This window comes from Paraburkholderia unamae (assembly GCF_003096875.1).
GTDB lineage: Bacteria > Pseudomonadota > Gammaproteobacteria > Burkholderiales > Burkholderiaceae > Paraburkholderia > Paraburkholderia unamae.
The window spans coordinates 52,727-71,249 of the sequence record NZ_QEOB01000028.1 but is presented as its reverse complement, the minus strand read 5'-3'; the positions used below and the strand labels follow the sequence as shown (position 1 = coordinate 71,249).

Annotated in this window: 17 protein-coding genes; 11 read left to right on the top strand and 6 right to left on the bottom strand. The window is 66.3% G+C overall.

Annotated features, from left to right (window positions below; translation table 11 throughout):
• The first annotated feature begins 16 nt into the window (after positions 1-16).
• Genes C7402_RS38800 through C7402_RS38790 form a run of 3 tightly spaced genes read left to right on the top strand, consistent with a single transcriptional unit; the run spans position 17 to position 8,111 of the window.
• The gene (locus tag C7402_RS38800; protein WP_112172150.1) at positions 17-3,160 is read left to right on the top strand and encodes an efflux RND transporter permease subunit; all 3,144 of its coding nucleotides are present in this window, start codon (positions 17-19) and stop codon (positions 3,158-3,160) included.
• Entirely contained in the window at positions 3,157-6,471 is a 3,315-nt protein-coding gene (locus tag C7402_RS38795) for an efflux RND transporter permease subunit (protein WP_116614304.1), read from the top strand. The genes C7402_RS38800 and C7402_RS38795 overlap by 4 nt, the downstream gene beginning before the upstream one ends.
• Positions 6,472-6,521: 50 nt before the next feature.
• On the top strand, positions 6,522-8,111 hold the full coding sequence (locus C7402_RS38790; RefSeq protein WP_116614303.1) for an efflux transporter outer membrane subunit: 1,590 nt from the start codon (positions 6,522-6,524) through the stop codon (positions 8,109-8,111).
• 66 nt (positions 8,112-8,177) lie between these two features.
• On the opposite strand, the gene C7402_RS38785 is transcribed toward C7402_RS38790, so the two are convergent.
• Positions 8,178-8,624, bottom strand: a complete 447-nt coding sequence (locus C7402_RS38785; RefSeq protein ID WP_112172152.1) for a PACE efflux transporter — start codon at positions 8,622-8,624, stop codon at positions 8,178-8,180.
• A 21-nt stretch (positions 8,625-8,645) separates the two neighbouring features.
• Positions 8,646-9,296 (bottom strand): oxygen-insensitive NAD(P)H nitroreductase, encoded by a 651-nt coding sequence (gene nfsB, locus C7402_RS38780; RefSeq protein WP_116614302.1) that lies wholly within the window; start codon positions 9,294-9,296, stop codon positions 8,646-8,648.
• 189 nt (positions 9,297-9,485) lie between these two features.
• On the opposite strand from nfsB, the gene C7402_RS38775 reads away from it, so the two are divergent.
• The 6 genes from C7402_RS38775 (at position 9,486) to C7402_RS38750 (ending at position 13,638) form a co-directional block, all read left to right on the top strand.
• Positions 9,486-9,905: a secondary thiamine-phosphate synthase enzyme YjbQ gene (locus tag C7402_RS38775; protein WP_116614301.1), complete on the top strand. Its 420-nt coding sequence runs from the start codon at positions 9,486-9,488 to the stop codon at positions 9,903-9,905.
• A 164-nt stretch (positions 9,906-10,069) separates the two neighbouring features.
• Positions 10,070-10,792 (top strand): dienelactone hydrolase family protein, encoded by a 723-nt coding sequence (locus tag C7402_RS38770; protein ID WP_116614300.1) that lies wholly within the window; start codon positions 10,070-10,072, stop codon positions 10,790-10,792.
• Between the two features lie 142 nt (positions 10,793-10,934).
• Complete coding sequence (locus C7402_RS38765) at positions 10,935-11,705, top strand: bestrophin-like domain (protein ID WP_116614299.1); 771 nt, start codon at positions 10,935-10,937, stop codon at positions 11,703-11,705.
• Positions 11,706-11,789: 84 nt separating this feature from the next.
• Positions 11,790-12,407 (top strand): glutathione transferase GstA, encoded by a 618-nt coding sequence (gene gstA / locus C7402_RS38760; RefSeq protein ID WP_116614324.1) that lies wholly within the window; start codon positions 11,790-11,792, stop codon positions 12,405-12,407.
• A gap of 84 nt (positions 12,408-12,491) precedes the next feature.
• Positions 12,492-12,803 carry a cupin domain-containing protein gene (locus C7402_RS38755; RefSeq protein WP_112172157.1) on the top strand — a complete coding sequence of 104 codons (312 nt, stop codon included), beginning with the start codon at positions 12,492-12,494 and terminating at the stop codon, positions 12,801-12,803.
• Positions 12,804-12,933: 130 nt separating this feature from the next.
• Positions 12,934-13,638 (top strand): glutathione S-transferase N-terminal domain-containing protein, encoded by a 705-nt coding sequence (locus tag C7402_RS38750; RefSeq protein WP_112172158.1) that lies wholly within the window; start codon positions 12,934-12,936, stop codon positions 13,636-13,638.
• 22 nt (positions 13,639-13,660) lie between these two features.
• On the opposite strand, the gene C7402_RS38745 is transcribed toward C7402_RS38750, so the two are convergent.
• Positions 13,661-14,380 (bottom strand): DUF4410 domain-containing protein, encoded by a 720-nt coding sequence (locus C7402_RS38745; protein WP_244315038.1) that lies wholly within the window; start codon positions 14,378-14,380, stop codon positions 13,661-13,663.
• A gap of 190 nt (positions 14,381-14,570) precedes the next feature.
• Complete coding sequence (locus C7402_RS38740; RefSeq protein ID WP_116614298.1) at positions 14,571-15,188, bottom strand: HAD-IA family hydrolase; 618 nt, start codon at positions 15,186-15,188, stop codon at positions 14,571-14,573.
• Positions 15,189-15,302: 114 nt separating this feature from the next.
• On the opposite strand from C7402_RS38740, the gene C7402_RS38735 reads away from it, so the two are divergent.
• Complete coding sequence (locus C7402_RS38735; protein WP_112172160.1) at positions 15,303-15,563, top strand: hypothetical protein; 261 nt, start codon at positions 15,303-15,305, stop codon at positions 15,561-15,563.
• Positions 15,564-15,587: 24 nt separating this feature from the next.
• On the opposite strand, the gene C7402_RS38730 is transcribed toward C7402_RS38735, so the two are convergent.
• Positions 15,588-16,565, bottom strand: coding sequence for a LysR family transcriptional regulator (locus tag C7402_RS38730; protein WP_279635600.1), 978 nt, complete (start codon positions 16,563-16,565; stop codon positions 15,588-15,590).
• Positions 16,562-17,641, bottom strand: coding sequence for a tartrate dehydrogenase (locus C7402_RS38725; RefSeq protein ID WP_116614297.1), 1,080 nt, complete (start codon positions 17,639-17,641; stop codon positions 16,562-16,564). The genes C7402_RS38730 and C7402_RS38725 overlap by 4 nt, the downstream gene beginning before the upstream one ends.
• A gap of 372 nt (positions 17,642-18,013) precedes the next feature.
• On the opposite strand from C7402_RS38725, the gene C7402_RS38720 reads away from it, so the two are divergent.
• Positions 18,014-18,511, top strand: coding sequence for a GAF domain-containing protein (locus tag C7402_RS38720; RefSeq protein ID WP_112172162.1), 498 nt, complete (start codon positions 18,014-18,016; stop codon positions 18,509-18,511).
• Positions 18,512-18,523: the final 12 nt, after the last annotated feature.

Here is an 18,523-nt window from a genome sequence, read left to right as displayed (position 1 = left end):
CGCGGACCACGCGCCGATGAATATTTCGCGTCTTTTCATCCTGCGGCCGGTCGCGACTTCGCTGTTGATGATCGCGATGGTGCTGGTCGGCCTCGTGGCGATGAAGTTCCTGCCGGTCTCCTCGCTGCCCGCGGTGGATTACCCCACCATCCAGGTGCAGACCTTCTATCCGGGCGCGAGCCCGAACGTGATGGCGACCACCGTCACCGCGCCGCTCGAAGTGCAGCTTGGAGAAATACCGGGCTTGCAGCAGATGATCTCGTACAGCTCCGAGGGCGCCTCGGTCATCACGCTGCAATTCGATCTTTCGCTGAGCCTCGACGTCGCCGAGCAGAACGTGCAGCAGGCCATCAACGCGGCCAACAGCTTCCTGCCGAGCGGCCTGCCCGCGCCGCCGACCTACGCCAAGGTCAACCCGGCCGACCAGCCCATTCTCACGCTCGCGGTCACTTCGAAGTCGATGTCGCTCACGCAGTTGCAGGACGCGGCCAACAACCGTCTCGCCACCAAGATTTCCGAGGTGCCGGGCGTGGGTCTCGTCACCACGGCGGGCGGCAACGTGCCCGCCGTGCGCGTGGAGGCCGACCCGCACAAGCTCGCCGCCTACGGCCTGAATCTCGACGACTTGCGCACGCTGCTCGCCAACGTCAACGTGAGCAACCCGAAGGGCAACTTCGACGGCCCCGAGCTCAACTACACGATCAATTCCAACGACCAGATCTCGGACCCCAGGGACTACGAAGACACGGTCATCGCCTACCAGAACGGCTCGCCCGTGTTCATGCGCGACGTGGCGCGCGTTTCCACGGCGGCGCAGGACGTGGAGCGCGGCGCCTGGTACAACAAGGCGCCCGCGATCGTGCTGAACGTGCAGCGCCAGCCGGGCGCGAACGTGATCGCCACCGTCAACCAGATCATGCGGCAACTGCCGCAGCTCGAATCGACGCTGCCCGCCGGCATGCAGGTCACGGTGGTGTCGAACAGCGTGGGCGTGATCAAGGCTTCGGTGAGCGACGCGGCGTTCGAACTCGTGCTCGCCGTGGCGCTCGTGGTGGCCGTGATCTTCGTGTTCCTGCGCAACCTGCCCGCCACCATCATTCCGAGCATTTCGGTGCCGGTTTCGCTCATTGGCACGCTCGCGGTCATGTACGAGCTGGGCTACTCGATCGACAACCTCTCGCTCATGGCGCTCATCATCGCCACGGGTTTCGTGGTGGACGACTCGATCGTGATGATCGAAAACATCGTGCGCTACCTGGAGGAAGGCGACAAACCTTTGCAGGCGGCGCTCAAAGGCGCGGGGCAAATCGGCTTCACGATTCTTTCGCTGACCATTTCGCTCATCGCCGTGCTGATTCCGCTGCTTTTCATGGGCGGCGTGATCGGGCGCCTCTTCAGCGAGTTCGCGGTCACGCTCGCCGTGACCATCGTGCTCTCCGCCGTGGTCTCGCTCACCGTGGTGCCGATGATGTGCGCGCGCATCCTGCGCGCCCAGGCCGAGCGCCACCCGAGCCGCTTCGAGCGCTTCAGCGAAGGGCTTTTCGACAAGACGCTCAATGCCTACGAACGCGGCCTGCGCTGGGTGCTCGACCACCAGACGCTCACGCTCATCGTGGCCGTGATCACCGTGGTGCTCACCGGCCTGCTCTACGTCGTGATCCCCAAGGGCCTCTTTCCCGTGCAGGACGTGGGGGTGCTGCAAGGCATCAGCGTGGCCGACAATTCCATCTCGTACAGCGCGATGGTGCAGCGCCAGGCCGCGCTCGCCGAGGAAATTCTCAAGGACCCCGATGTGGTTTCGCTCACCTCGTACGTGGGCATCGACGGCATCAACAACACGCTCAACAACGGGCGCTTCCTCATCAACCTGAAGCCGCACGACGACCGATCGGAAACCGCCGACGAGATCGGCAGGCGCATCCAGCAGTCGGTGGCGAAGGTGGCGGGCATCCGGCTTTACGTGCAGCCCGAGCAGGACCTCACGCTCGACACCACGGTTTCGCGCAACCAGTACAACTTCGTGCTGCGCGGGCCGAGCCAGGAAGCGTTCCAGCAATACGTGCCCGCGCTGATCGCGCGCATGAAGCAGATTGCGTCGATCCGCGACGTCACGAGCGACCTCAACACGGACGGCCTGTCCGTGAACGTCGAAGTGAACCGCCAGCTCGCGGCGCGCTACGGCATCACGGCGGCGACCATCGACAACGCGCTGTACGACGCGCTCGGCCAGCGCATCGTTTCGACCATCTTCCAGCAGTCGGACCAGTACCGCGTAATTCTCGTGGCCAAGCCCGAGTCGCTGCCCACGGTCGAGTCGATCGGCGACCTCTATCTGCCGAGCCAGACAAGCAGCGAAGGCCAGGTGCCGCTCAAGGGCATTGCGAAGATCAGCATCACGCGCTCGCCGCTCATGATCAGCCATCTCGCGCAGTTCCCGTCCGTCACGATCTCGTTCAATCTCGCCGATGGCGCCTCGCTTTCCGCCGCCGTGCGCGACGTGCGCAAGGCGGAGGCCGCCGTGAATCTGCCGCCCTCGATCACCTCGTCGTTCCAGGGCGCGGCGCAGGCGTTCGAGGACTCGCTCTCGAGCGAGGTGTATCTGCTGATCGCGGCGCTGGTGGCCGTGTATATCGTGCTGGGCGTGCTCTACGAGAGCTATGTGCACCCGGTCACGATTCTCTCCACGCTGCCTTCGGCCGGCATTGGCGCGCTGCTTGCGCTGATGATCGCGGGCAAGGACCTGGACGTGATCGGCATCATCGGCATCGTGCTGCTGATCGGCATCGTCAAGAAGAACGCCATCATGATGGTGGACTTCGCGCTCGAAGCCGAACGCGTGCACGGCAAGCCGGCGCGCGAGGCGATTTTCGAGGCGTCGCTGCTGCGTTTCCGGCCGATTCTCATGACCACGCTCGCGGCCATGCTCGGCGCGCTGCCCATGCTGCTCGGCAGCGGCACGGGTTCCGAACTGCGCCGCCCGCTGGGTCTTGCGATTATCGGCGGCCTCACGCTCTCGCAGATGCTCACGCTCTTCACGACGCCCGTGATCTATCTGTTCTTCGACCGCCTCGCGGAACGCTTCGGCCGCAAGCGCAAGCCTGAAGACGACACGGACAGCGGCGGCAGCAGCGCGCCACCCGCGCCCGAGGGCTCGCCGTGAACCTCTCGGCGCTCTTCATCCGGCGGCCGGTCGCGACTTCGCTGCTCGCGATCGCGATCCTCATTTCGGGGATGCTGGCCTTTTTCCGGCTGCCGGTGGCGCCGCTGCCCAACATCGCTTATCCGGTGATCGTGGTGCAGGCCAACATGGCGGGCGCGAGCCCGGACATCATGGCGTCCACCGTGGCCGAGCCGCTGGAGCGCCGTCTTGGCACCATCGCCGATGTGAGCCAGCTCACGTCGATCAGCAATACGGGTTCTTCGCTTATCGTGGTCGTGTTCGGCCTGAACCGCGACATCAACGGCGCGGCACGCGACGTGGAAGCGGCCATTCAGGCCGCGCGCGCCGACCTGCCCACCACGCTGCGCAGCAACCCGACCTACCGCCAGTACAACCCTGCGAGCGCGCCGATCATGGTGCTCGCGCTCACCTCGGACACGCTCACCAAGGCGCAGCTTTACGATTCCGCCGATTCGGTCATCATGCAGCAGCTCTCGCAGGTGGACGGCGTGGGCCAGATCACGCTGGGCGGCGGCGCGCTGCCCTCGGTGCGCGTGGAACTGGAGCCGGGCAAGCTCAACAGCTACGGCATCGGTCTCGAAGACGTGCGCGCGGCCATTGGCGCGGCCAACGCGAACAGCGCGAAAGGCCATATCGACCAGGGCGAGCAGCGCTACCAGGTGCTCTCGAACGACCAGATCAGCAAGGCCGCGCCGTTTCGCGACGTGGTGATCGCCTATCGCGAAGGCGCGCCCGTGTTCCTGCGCGACGTGGCCTCGGTCATCGACTCCAACGAAAACATCCGCAACGCGGGCCTCTACAACGGCAAGTCGGCCGTGCTCGTGATCGTCTACCCGATGCCGGGCAGCAACGTCGTCAAGACCGTGCAGCAGATCCGCGCGCGCCTGCCCTCCATCGAAGCCGCGCTGCCCGCCACGATCAAGGTGAACGTGGCGATCGACCGATCCGAGTCCGTGCGCGCCTCCGTGGCCGATACCGAGCGCACCCTCTTCATCGCCGTGCTGCTCGTGATCGGCGTGGTGTTCATCTTCCTGCTCTCGCCGCGCGCCACACTCATTCCGGCCGTGGCGCTGCCGCTTTCCATCGTGGGCACGTTCGGGCCCATGTACCTGCTCGGCTACAGCATCGACAACCTCTCGCTCATGGCGCTCACCATCGGCACCGGCTTCGTGGTGGACGACGCCGTGGTGGTGCTGGAAAACATCGTGCGCCATATCGAGGCGGGCATGGAGCCGAAGGAGGCGGCGCTCAAAGGCGCGGGCGAAGTGGGCTTCACGGTGCTGTCCATGAGCCTTTCGCTCATCGCCGTATTCCTGCCCATTCTGCTGATGCCCGGCATCGTGGGCCTGCTCTTTCACGAGTTCGCGATGACGCTCTCCATCGCGATCCTCATCTCGCTCGTGATCTCGCTCACGGTCACGCCCACCATGTGCGCCTACGTGCTCAAGCGCGAGGTGCTGCATCGCCAGCCGTCGCGCGCGGCCGTGTGGATCGACGCGCAGTTCGAGCGCTTCAAGCAGTTCTATTCGCGCACGCTTCACGTCGCGCTCAACCACGCGCGCCTCACGATCTTCATCCTGTTCGCGCTGCTCGTGGGCAATGTGTTTCTCGCGCGGCTGCTTTCGGGCACCTTCTTCCCCGAGCAGGACACGGGCATCCTGATCGGGCAGATCATCGCGGACCAGAGCATTTCGTTTACGGCGATGGAAAAGAAGCTCGCGCAGTTGCAGGCCATCGTGAAGGCCGACCCCGCCGTGGAGTCGGTGGCGGGCTTCACGGGCGGACGCGCGCTCAATTCAGCCACGGTGTTCGTCGAACTGAAGCCGCTTGCCGAGCGGCGCCTTTCGGCCACCGAGGTCGTGAACCGCCTGCGTCCCAAGCTCAATGCCGTTTCTGGCGCGCGCCTGTTCATGCAGGCGCAGCAGGACCTGCAAATCGGCGGGCGGCAGTCGGCGGCGGAATACCAGTACACGCTCACGAGCGACGACGCCGACGCCCTCTTCACCTGGGTGCCGCGCCTCGTGGACGCGCTGAACAAGCACCACGACCAGATGACGGACGTGAATTCGGACCTCCAGCAAAATGGTCTGGAGGCCTACATGACGGTGGAGCGCGCCACGGCCAAGCGCTATGGGTTCGACCCGAACCAGATCGACAGCGTGCTCTACGACGCCTTCGGCCAGCGCACTGTTTCGACCATCTACAACGCGATCAACCAGTATTTCGTCGTGATGGAAGTAGCCCCGCAGTACTGGCAGTTTCCGCAGTCGTTCCAGGACATCTGGCTGAGCACGGCCGCGGGCAATGCGAGCGGCGCCGCGCAAACGCAAATGCCGTCAAGCGTCATTTCGGGCGTCACGCCCTTCACGGCCGTGACCACCGCCGGCAACGCGTCGAGCAGCACCAACGCCCGCAACGCCAACGCCGTGGCCAACCAGCAGAACAACTCGATCGCGAACAGCAAGGGCGGCAGCTCCAGCGGCAGCGCGGACAGCACGGCCGCCGAAACGATGGTGCCGCTCATGGCGCTCATGAACTGGAAAACCCGCCATACGGCCACCCAGGTCAATCACCAGGGCACGGAAGTGGCGGGCACGATCTCGTTCAACCTGCCCAAGGGCGGCTCGCTTTCGGAGGCCGGCAAGATTATCGAACAGGCCGAGCGCGACATCGGCATGCCGGCGTCCATTCACGGCGAGTTCGCGGGCGCGGCGCAGGCCTACGCGCAGTCCATGGGCGTCGTGCCGCTGCTCATTCTCGCGGCGCTGGGCGTGGTGTACATCGTGCTGGGCGTGCTCTACGAAAACACCATCCACCCGCTTACGATCCTCTCGACGCTGCCCTCCGCCGGCATCGGCGCGACGCTCGCCATGCTGATCTTCGGCACGCCGTTCTCCGTGATCGCGATGATCGGCATCATCCTGCTGATCGGTATCGTGAAGAAGAACGGCATCATGATGGTCGACGTGGCGATCCAGTTGCAGCGCCACGACAACATGGACGCGCGCAGCGCGATTCACGAAGCCGCCGTGGTGCGGCTGCGCCCGATCATGATGACCACCTTCGCGGCCGTGCTCGGCGCGGTGCCGCTCGCCATCGGCATCGGCCAGGGCGCGTCGTTGCGCCAGCCGCTCGGCGTGACCGTGATGGGCGGTCTGATCCTGAGCCAGGTCTTTACGCTGTACACCACACCCGTGATTTATCTGTTCCTCGACCGCCTGCGCGCGCGCGTGTCGCGCTGGACCGCTCGCCTGCCGTGGAATCGCCAGGCCGATGAGAGCGCATCATGATGAAGACCCGCCTAACCCGATCGCTCACGCGTGCCGTCACGCGAACGTTTATGCCCTCTGCTTCGCGTGCGTCGACGCTCGCACCGCTTGCTGCCCCGCTTGCTGCCTCGCTTGCCGCCACGCTGCTGCTCGCGGGCTGCATGGTCGGGCCGGACTACCATCGCCCGCAGGTGGCGGTGCCCGCCACGTGGAAGGAACTGCCCGGCTGGACCCAGGCCGAGCCCGAAGCCGCGCAAGGCCCCAAGGGCGAATGGTGGGCCGCCTTCCAGGACCCGCTGCTCGACGAACTGGAGCCGCTCGTGGCCGTGTCGAACCAGAGCGTGCGGCAAAGCTATGCGAATTACCAGGAGGCGCTGGCCGAAGTGCGCGTGGCGCGCGCGAGCCTCTTCCCGACCATCGGCATCACCGGCTCCGCCGCGCGCGAGCGTTCCTCCACGGGCACGCTCAGCAGCGTGAGCAGCATCACGTCCACGCCGAGCGGCGCGCGCATCGTCAACGGCGGCACGCTGGAGGCCAACGCGAGCTGGGACATCGACCTCTGGGGCCAGGTGCGCCGCCAGATCGAGGAGCAGTCGGCCACGGCGCAGGCAAGCGAGGCCACGCTCGCCAATGCTACGTTGTCCGAACAGATCGCGCTCGCCAACGCCGTGATCGACCTGCGCGTGACCGACGCCGACATCGACCTGCTCACGCATACCGTGCAGGCGTACACGGACTTCCTGCGCGTGGTGGCCGACCAGGACAGCGCGGGCACCGTGGCGCCCTCCGACCTCATTTCCGCGCGCACGCAACTCGAAACCGCGCGGGCCAACCTCATCGCACTGGGTGTGGCGCGCGCGCAGTACGAGCACGCCATCGCGGTGCTCGTGGGCCGCAATCCCGAAGAAGTCACGATCGCACACAGCGCGAAACTGCCCACTCTGCCCGCGATCCCCACGGGCGTGCCCTCCACGCTGCTGCAACGCCGCCCCGACATCGCGACCGCCGAGCGCCAGATGGCATCGGCCAATGCGGCGATCGGCGTGGCGGTGGCCGCGTACTATCCCGCGATCTCGCTTACGGCGCTCGACGGCTTCACGCAGTCGCCGCTATCGGGCCTGCTGCATATGAGCAACTATGTGTGGTCGCTCGGCGCGAGCGCGACGCAGACGCTCTTCGACGGCGGGCAGCGCAGCGGCCAGGTGGCGGCCGCGCGCGCGAGCTACGACGCGGCGGTGGCGAACTATCGCGGCACCGTGCTGACTGCGTTCCAGGGCGTGGAAAACGATCTCTCGGGGCTGCGCATTCTCGCGCAGCAGGCCGAAGTGCTCGAATCCGCCGTACGCGACGCCACACGCGGCGCGCAGATCGCGCAGAACGAGTACGAAGCGGGCACCGTGGACTACACAACGGTCGCAACGGCCCTCGCCACGCAGTTGACCAATCAGCAGAGCGCGCTCAACGTGCAACAGCAGCGCCTGCTGGATACGGCTTCGCTGATCGGCGATCTGGGTGGCGGCTGGTCCGGCGAACTGCACGACGCGCAACATCCGGCGCGCGCAGCCGCGAGCGCTTCGGACGCTGCCGCTAGCGGCACGAGTGCGAATCATTCGGCAAGCGTCGAGGCCAATCAGCCGCACAACGCCGCCGTCAGTCCCTGATCGATTGCACCGATCGCACCGATCGCGCCGGCGCGGCTGCACCGTGCCGCGTAGAGAGGAGCAGCACTACGCGCGCGGCTTGGTTTCCGTAACGGGCATGGCCGAGGCCGGCAAGCCGAACACGGAATCGAAGATCAGGTTGTAGACATACGCGTAGACGAGAAAGAACATCGAAAGGCCGATGTCCATCAGGAACGATTCGAGCAAGGACACGCGCAAGGTGAGCGCGATCATCGGCACGAGGAACACCATGAGGCCGGCCTCGAAGCCGACCGCATGCGCGATGCGGCGCGCCACGCTGCGCCCGCGTTTGGCCTGGCGGGCCTCCCAGCGCTCGAACAGCATGTTGTAGACGAAGTTCCAGCCCACCGCGATCAGCGACGAGAACACGGCGGCCGCGCCCGCGCGATCCATGCCGCTGCCCGAGAGCGAGGCGAAACTCGTGCTCGTGATGAAAAGCGCGAGGCCCTCGAACAGCGTGACGTAGACGATCCGGCGTTTGATGCCCTGCATGGACTCGCGCCCTCGCGAAAATCAGCCCAGGTCGGTGAACACCGTTGCCGCAGGCAGGCGCGACTTCGGCAGCTTCGCGTTGAAGTCGTCCGCGCTGTGGTAGCCGAGGCCGATCACCACGAGCGCGGTGAGGCCCTGCTCGCGCAGGCCCAGTTCCTCGTCGAGCGCCTGGGCGTTGAAGCCCTCCATCGGGCAGGCGTCGATTTCGAGCGTGGCAGCGCCGATGAGCAGCGTGCCGAGCGCGAGATACGCCTGCTTCTCCATCCACGCCGGCAGGTCGCTGCGCTCGCGGTGCAGGTTCACGTAGAACGAGCGCGTCTTTTCCTGACCCGCCTTCGCTTCCGCATTGGCGAAACGGCCGTCCACGTCTTCCTGGGCGAGCACCTGGGCCAGATGCGCTTCGTCCATGTCCGTGCGCACGCACAGCACCACGACGTGCGAGGCGCGGCTCACCTTCGGTTCGTTGTATGCGAAACCTTCCATGCCCTTCGCAATGCGCGCGCGGGCCGCGTCGCTGTGCGCCAGCACGAAGTGCCACGGCTGCGAGTTCACCGAGGAGGCGCTGAAGCGGATCAGCTCCTTGAGCTCGTCAATGACGGGCGCGGGAATCTTGCGGGCGGGGTCGAACGCCTTGGTGGCATGGCGGGCTTTCGCGAAGCGGGTGAGGTTCAAATCGTTTCTCCATCCTGTACGGTCGGCCGACGTCGTGCATCGCGGTTTTCACCGGCGTTTGCAGCCGTAATCGGCAAGCCCGACATCGTACCAGCATGCGGCACGGCGCGTGCGGCGCACCCCGGGCGTCGCGCGCGTGCGCTATGCTCGGGGCAGATCCGCCGCCCCGGCACGCCAGGAGAACCGATCATGCGCCAGGCCATTCATCATCTGCATGTGAGCACGCGCACGCGCGGGCTCGTCGAAATCAGCGCCCAGGTGCGCGCGTTCGTACGCGAGCAGCGCATCGCCACGGGCCTGCTCACGCTCTTTTGCCGCCACACCTCGGCGTCGCTGCTGATCCAGGAGAACGCCGATCCCTCGGTGCGCCGCGATCTCGAACGCTACTTCGAGACCATCGCGCCCGAAGACCCGCAGCGCTACGAGCACGACACCGAAGGCCCCGACGACATGCCCGCGCATCTGCGCACGGCGCTCACGCACACGCAGCTCTCGATTCCGGTCGAGCACGGCCATCCCGTGCTGGGCACGTGGCAGGGCGTCTATCTGTTCGAGCATCGCAGCGAAGCCCACACGCGCGACGTCGTGCTGCATCTGATTGGCGAATGAGCGACGAACGGGCGACGAACAAGCGACGAACAAGCGGCAAATAAGCGGCAAATAAGCGGCGAGCGCCCACGCTGTGACCGTGCGCCCGGCGCATCTGCGCAAAGGCGTGGCGCAAGCGCTATGCTACGGCTTTCGCTCAACCGAACCACCGAGGGTTGCCCCAAATGACACAGTCCGCCGGATCCATGATTTCCTTTACCCGCCCTGACGGCCAGACGCTCCAGGGTTATCTCGCCAGGCCGGAGAAGACCGAAGGCGCGCCCGCCATCGTCGTGATCCAGGAATGGTGGGGCTTGAATGACCAGATTCGCGGCGTGGCCGACCGGCTCGCGCAGTCGGGTTATCTGGCGCTCGTGCCCGACCTCTATCGCGGCAAGACCACGGTCGAGCAGGAAGAGGCGCACCATCTGATGACGGGCCTCGACTTCGCCGACGCGGCCTCCCAGGACGTGTACGGCGCGGTCAACTACCTCAAGACGCTCACCGACCGCGTGGGCGTGACGGGCTACTGCATGGGCGGCGCGCTCACCCTGCTCGCCTCGACCATGATCCCGGGCCTTTCGGGCGCCGTGGTGTGGTACGGCTTCCCGCCGCTCGAATACATCGACGCGAGCAAGATCACCGCGCCGATCCTCGGCCATTTCGCGACCCAGGACCAGGCCTTCAGCATCGAAACCGTGGCGACGCTCGAAACGAAGCTTAACGAAGCCAACGTCGACGTCGAATTCCATCGCTATCTCGCTCACCACGCGTTCGCAAACGAAACCGCCGTGGGCCCGACCCGCATCGCCATCACGCAGTACGACCCGGTCTGGGCGCAGCTTGCGTGGGACCGCACGCTGACCTTCTGGGGCCGCACGTTGTGGCCGCAACGCACGGCGCGCTAAAGCGCCACGCCCCCGCAGCGGCGCCATCGCCGCGCGCCCGGGGCCTAAACTGTCGTAGAATCGGCGTCGCCCCGTCTTGCGCGGGGCGACGCCGATTTGCATTGCAACGCCTTCGTCCATGCCTTCCCGATCGTGGAGAATCATGACGTCGCTCCTTCATCATCCCGCGTTTCTCCTCGTCACGTTGCTCGTGTTGCTGCCGCTTGGGGCCGCGCTGGGCTCGAACGTGCTGCACAAAGGCTTCCCGCTTGCCGAGGAAGGGCGCGAGAACTACAAGATCGTGCAGGGCGCGACGCTCACGCTGCTCGCGCTGCTGATCGGCTTCACGCTCTCGATGGCGGTGAGCCGCTACGACCAGCGCAAGAACTACGAGGAAGAGGAAGCCAACGCGATCGGCACGGAGTATCTGCGCGCCGACCTCATTGGCGGCGAAGGCACGGCGCGCACCAAGGCGCTGCTGGTGCGCTACCTGGAGGCGCGCATCCAGAATTACCAGACGCGCGACGCGAACGAGCTTGCACAAATCAACCGCGCGACCGGCGAGCTGCAAGCGCAGCTTTGGGCCGAGGTGCGCGAAGCCGCGAAGGCGCAGCCTAATCCAGTCACCGCGCTCGTGGTGGCGGGCATGAACGATGTCATCAACACCCAGGGCTATACGCAGGCCGCGTGGCTCAACCGCATTCCGGTCTCGGCGTGGGGGCTGATGATCGTCATCGCGTTCTTCAGCAACATGATGCAAGGCTATGGCGCACCCAGCAAAAGCGGCCGGCGCGTGCTGCTGCTCGTGCTGCCCGTCACGGTGACACTATCGCTCACGCTCATATCTGATATCGACAGCCCGCGCGGCGGCTTCATTCGCGTCGCGCCGCTCAATATGATTAGCCTTGCGCAATCGTTGGCGTCAAATCCTTAACGAGACATATCCAGGCCTGATTAATATGGCGTTCCCGCCACGCCGAATCCGTACGTGGCGCAATATCTCAATCAAGGGAACACCATGAAGCTCTACTATCTCGCCGGCGCATGCTCTCTGGCGCCGCATATCGTTGCGCGCGAAGCGGGTGTTGCACTCGAAATCGAAGCGGTCGACGTCAGGGAGAAGCGCACGGCGAGCGGCAAGGATTTTCGCGCCATCAACCCGAAAGGCTCGGTGCCGGCACTCGAACTCGACAATGGCGAGATCCTCACCGAAGGCCCGGCGATCATCCAGTATCTCGCCGACCTGAAACCCGCCACCGGTCTCGCGCCCGCGAATGGCACGATGGCCCGTTACCGCTTGCAGGAAATGCTGGCCTTCCTCAGCTCCGAAGTGCACAAGCGCCATGTGCCGTTCTTCTATCCTGCGTACGAAAGCGTGCGCGCCCTCTCGCTGGATGCGCTCTACGCTCACTACGCCCTGCTCGAGCAGCGACTCAGCGCACAAGAGTGGCTGGTCGGCGAGCACTTCACGGGTGCCGACGCCTATCTGTTTACGCTCACAACCTGGGCGGGCCACGTCGGCCTCGATCTCGCGCGCTTTCCGGCTGTGAGCGCTTTCCGTGAGCGCGTGGCGCAGCGTCCAGCCGTGCGCGCCGCGCTCGAAGCCGAAGGTCTGCTCAATCACGACACCAGGTAGCGCCCCCGACGACATGCTTCGCTGGCCACACACGCGTATCATGGCGGCCAACGAAGCATACAACCCGGCCCGGCCGGTTGCCGCATGAAAATCATCCGCTCGAAAACCTTCACCGCCGCACGCCCGTGGGGCGCGCTCGACATCGCCAACATGAACGGCACGACGGTGCGCCTGCACTGGACCGACCAGCCGTACAAGTGGCACGTGAACGACGGCGAGGAAGTGTTCGCCGTGCTCGACGGCGTGGTCGACATGCATTACCGCGAAGGCGGCGCGGAGCACGTAGCGGTGCTCGAAGCCGGCGACGTGTTTTTCGCGGGCGTGGGCTGCGAGCATGTCGCCCACCCGCGCGGCGCGGCGCGCATTCTCGTGGTCGAACGCGAAGGCAGCGTGTAAGCGGCGCGGCGCCCTGCGCCCTGCGCCCAAAACACGGCATGCGCCATTTCCACTAAACTTGGCGGCCTGACTTCGTTCCCGCCGTTCGCGCCGCCCTCAGCCCGGCGTTGCAGGCATTCAAGGACCTCGCATGAGCGATCTTTCCGCGTTTCCCATCACCCAGAAGTGGCCCGCGCAACATCCCGAGCGCATTCAGCTCTACTCGCTGCCCACGCCCAATGGCGTCAAGGTATCGATCATGCTGGAGGAAAGCGGCCTCGCCTATGAGCCGCATCTGGTGCGCTTCGACGCGAACGACCAGACGTCGCCCGCCTTCCTCTCGCTGAACCCCAACAACAAGATTCCCGCGATCCTCGATCCGCATGGCCCCGGCGGCCAGCCGCTCGCGCTCTTCGAGTCGGGCGCGATCCTGATCTATCTCGCCGACAAGACCGGCAAGTTCCTCGCGCGTGAAGGCGCGGCGCGCTACGAAACGATCCAGTGGGTCATGTTCCAGATGGGCGGCATCGGCCCGATGTTCGGCCAGGTGGGCTTCTTCCACAAGTTCGCCGGCAAGGACTACGAGGACAAGCGCCCGCGCGATCGCTACGTCGCCGAATCGCGGCGTCTGCTCGCCGTGCTCGACCAGCGTCTCGAAGGCCGCCAGTGGATCATGGGCGACGAGTACACCATCGCCGACATCGCGACCTTCGGCTGGGTGCGCAACCTGGTCGGCTTCTACGAGGCCGGCGATCTCGTGGGCTATGCGGACTTCAAGAACGTCGAGCGCGTGCTCGATGCGTTTCTCGCGCGCCCGGCGGTCCAGCGCGGCCTCAATATTCCGGCGCGCGACTGAGCACCGCACCACGCGCGGCGCGTCACGGCTGCGCCTTCACGCGCGCCGCGACGGCGTCGGCCACTTCGGCCGCCGCGCGGTCCACGTTCTTGCGATCGTCGGCGCGCGCGAGCACGAATTTCGCCGCCGCCACATAGGGATTGAGCGCAATCGCCGCGCCGGCACCCGGCCCGGCGTGGCTCGACTCGCTGTCGATCACCTGATAGAGCGGCTGTGGCGGCGCGGCCGCGAGATCGTCGACGGCAACGGCCAGTTCGATCTGGCTCGCGCCCGCACCGAGCCCCACCACCGCGCGCCGCATGCTGTTGCCTTCGTCCACGCTCAGGAACACGCCGCGCACGAGCCAGCCCTGCGCGGGCGGCGGCGCGCCGCTGGCGAGGCGGCGCGCGTCGAGGCCCTTCGCGCGCAAGTCGTTGACGAGCGCGTTGGCCAGTTTCTCGACGATCTGCTGCGCCTGCTGCTGGGGATTCTGGTGGCGCGACAGCGGCCGTGGCAGCAGGCCGCCGGCAAAGTGACGCGCATTCTCCACGGGATTCGAGTCCTGCTTGACGTTGGCGGCATCGAGCTCGAAATCCGTCACGTAGACGACCGGCGCGCCGGGCACCGGACCGGGCGCCGCCGGCGCGCTCAACACCTGTGCGCCAGCGAGCGGCGCGAACACGCACAGCCACAGGGCCGCGAGCAGATTCCCACTCCATCGCGTTTTCATCGCAAGCTCCCGTATGTTCGTGATTGCGTTCATGAGCGGTGCTTCGTGCTGGATGCGGACCGCCACTGCCGGATCGCCGCATGACATCGCACGTGGCATTTCGCCTGGGAATCCATAACACAAATACCCGCCGCGAGATCGACAGCTTGCCGCATTCTCCGCGCGCTCCCGACCACAATAATCATAGTCTCGCGCTGTGAACGCGCCGACGATCGTGGCCCACTCACGCGTCGAGCAACCCAAGGCGCCCAAGATCATGCGCGAGGGCACCGGCGTCGACAAAGTGGCGTGCCTGCAAGCCCGCGGCGAGCGCACCCGTCACGTTGGCTTCGCTGTCATCGATGAACAGCGTTTGCGCCGGCTGCGCGCCGAGCCGCGCAACGCAACCGAGGTAGGTCTGCGCCGCGGGCTTGATGGCGCCAAACGCCGCCGACGAATAGATTTGCGCGCCGAACAGCCGGGCAACGGGCGGATTCAGATAGTCGAGATGATCGGTAACGAGCGCGCAGTTGTTGGTCAGCACGGCGATGCGGCAACGCCGCGCCACGCACGCCGCGAGGGCGAGCGCCGCATCGTTGGGCGCGATCGAGGCGCGCCGCGACGCGAGCCACACATCGCGCGCCACTTCGCAGCCGAGCATGGCGCCTAGCGCTTGCAGGTACGCTTCAGGCGTGAGTTCGCCCGCGTCGGCGCGCGCTTCCAGCCCGGAGTCCCAGATGGCGTGACGCACGGCATCGGGCGCCGCGCCCGTGGCGGCGGCGAGGCTTGCGACGCGCGCGTCGCGGTCATAGCGCGAAAGCACGCCCTCCATGTCGAACAGCACTACGCCGATCGCCGCCATTCGCCGCTCCCGCCATCCCAAGTCCGCAGCCGATCATACCGCCGTCGCCTCCGCTATTGGCGCGCATTGATCGCGCCCCGAAACCGTCCGGCGAATCCGGGTAAACTGGGCCACATGGACACCTGCCGTTACTGCGGAAAGCTGCGCGACGAATGGGATTGCCACGGCCCCGCGTGCCGCCGGTCCATCGCGCAAGCGCTGCACCGCCAGCGCAAGGGCTTGCCGATGGTGGCGAACACCATCCGCAACGAGATTCCCGCCGACGCCACCACCGGCCAGATCATCACCGTCCTTTCGCGCCAGCGCATGCGCGCGCGGCGCGGCAACGAGGAGCGCCGCGAGCGCAAGGCGCTGGAGGGCGCCGACGGCGAGTGAGACCCACGCTCGCGGGCAAAACGCTCAGCCGCGCTCGTTCACCGGCGCGGGCGCGCCCAGCCCGATGCGCGCGAACGTTTCCTCCAGATGATTCACGCACACGCGCACTTTCGCCGACTGCGCGAGCCGCGCCGGATACACGGCCCAGACGTTGGCCGGCTGCGTGACGCCAGGCAGCACGCGCTGCAAGCGTCCGCTCTCCAGCAATGGCGCCACGTCCCAGATCGAGCGCAGGACGATGCCGCGCCCCGCCAGCGCCCATTGCACCGCCACCTCGCCATGATTGGTCGAAAGCGGCCCCGCCACCTTCACCGAAACCGCCTCGCCGCGTGCGTCGAGCCGCCAGACGCCGAACGGATGGTCGCGCTCCTTGATCGCGAGACACGCGTGAGCGGCGAGATCGGCGACCTGCTGCGGCGCGCCCTTGCGCGCGAGATACGCGGGCGCCGCACAGAGCACGCGATAGTTCGTGGCGAGACGCCGCGCGATGAGATGACCCGCGATCTCGTCGCCGATGCGCACGTCGAGATCGAAGCCCTCGCCCGCCACGTCGACGAGCCGGTCGAACAGTTCGAGGCGCACGCCCAGTTGCGGGTAGCGCTCGGAGAGATCCGCGAGCGCGGGCGCGACGAAATTGCGTCCGAAGCCGAAGCTGCTCGACACGCGCAACGTGCCGCGCGGAATGCGCCGCGTGGTGGAGAGGTCTTCGACGAGCCGCTCGACGTCGTCGAGGATCTTGCCCGCCGACGCGTAGACGCGCTCGCCCGCCTCGGTCATCGCCACGCGCCGCGTCGAGCGGTGCAGCAAGCGCGTGCCGAGGCGCGCTTCGAGCACGCCCACGCGCTTGCTCACATACGCGGGCGACGCCGAAAGCGCCTCGGCCGCCGCGCTGAAGCTCGCCTTGCGCGCGACCATGCAGAACACGCGCAAGTCGTCGAGTTCGGGCGACGCCGTGGATTTCGGCGCTTTCGGTGCGCCCGCCTCTGCCGGCGCTTTCGTCACAGCGCGGCGGCGACCGCGGCGCCCAGCGCCTCGGTGTTCGCCGTGCCGCCCATGTCGGGCGTGCGCGGGCCTTCCACCAGCACCTTCTCGATGGCCTGCATGATCGCGTCGTGCGCGGCCTTGTATTTCGCGTCGCCGTTGCCGAGGAAGTCGAGCATCATCGCGCCCGACCAGATCATCGCGACGGGGTTGGCGATCTTCTTGCCGAAGATGTCGGGGGCGGAGCCGTGCACCGGCTCGAACAGCGACGGGAACTTGCGCTCGGGGTTCAGGTTCGCCGACGCCGCGAGACCGATCGTGCCCGTGCAGGCGGGGCCGAGATCCGAAAGAATGTCGCCGAACAGGTTCGAGGCCACGACCACGTCGAAGCGATCGGGTTGCAGCACGAAGCGCGCGCACAGAATGTCGATGTGTTGCTTGTCCCATGCGACGTCCGGATACGCCTGCGCCATGGCCGCCACGCGCTCGTCCCAGTACGGCATGCTGATCGAGATGCCGTTGGACTTCGTGGCCGCCGTGAGTTTCTTGCGCCCGCGCTGGTTCGCCAGTTCGAACGCGTACTTGAGAATGCGGTCCACGCCCTGGCGCGTGAACACCGACTCCTGGAGCACGAACTCGCGCTCCGTGCCTTCGAACATCTTGCCGCCCACCGAGCTGTATTCGCCCTCGGTGTTCTCGCGCACCACGAGAAAGTCGATGTCGCCGGGCTTGCGGTTGGCGAGCGGGCACGGCACGCCGGGCAGGAGGCGCACCGGGCGCAGGTTCACGTACTGGTCGAATTCGCGGCGGAACCTCAGGAGCGAGCCCCACAGCGAAATATGGTCGGGCACCTTGTCGGGCCAGCCCACCGCGCCGAAATAGATCGCATCGAATTCCTTGAGCGTGGCGAACCAGTCGTCGGGCATCATCTTGCCGTGCTGGAGGTAGTAGTCGCAGCTAGCCCAGTCGAAGTGCGTGAATTCGAGGTTCAGGCCGAACTTCGCGGCGGCCGCCTCGACCACGCGCACGCCTTCCGGCATCACTTCCTGGCCGATGCCGTCGCCGGGAATCGCGGCGATTCTGAATGTCTTGCTCATGTCCCGCTCTCCATTTCTCTGTGGGTTGTCGATCCGCGGCGCAAGCCTTGACCGGCCCGCGCCTCACGAGCGTGAGCATGCCCGAAAACGGGGCCGCGGCCAGCCCCGCGAGCGTGGATCGATTCAACACGAAACGTGAATAATCGCACGAGTGGGCGCTACGGTCCATGCACGGGCAGCCGTGCGGGGCAATGCAAAAAGCCGGTGGCGAGCATAATGGAAGCGCGCGAATCCGGATCGATTTGCGCGAGGCAAAACCCGCGAAGCGCGATCTCGCCTACACTCACGCCTGGCTACGGCTGGCCTCGCCTGGCCACGCTTGTCTCTTGCGCGCCGGCTTTCGAACCGGCGCATACCCTGATCGACTGAATTATGTTCTCCCTCTCCGACACCCTCCCCACCGACAAGCCCGCCCTCTACGAAACGCTCGCCGCGCAGGCGCGTTCGCTGATCGAAGGCGAAACCGACGTCATCGCGAACGCGGCGAATTTCGCCTCGCTCGTGTTCCACTCGCTCGAAGGCCTGAACTGGGCGGGCTTCTACTCGTTCGACGGCACCGAGCTCGTGGTCGGGCCGTTCCAGGGCAAGCCCGCCTGCGTGCGCATCGCAATCGGCAAGGGCGTGTGCGGCACGGCGGCGGCCACGCGCCAGACCCAGGTCGTGCCCGACGTGCATGCGTTCCCCGGCCATATCGCGTGCGACTCGGCCTCGCAGTCGGAGATCGTCGTGCCGCTCGTCACGCCCGACGGCGAACTGATTGGCGTGTGGGACGTGGACAGCCCGCTGCTCGCGCGCTTCGACGAAGAAGACGCGAAGGGCATGGAATTGCTGTGCCGCACGTTCATCCAGTACGGCTGGAAGCACGCCTGAGCACGATATGAA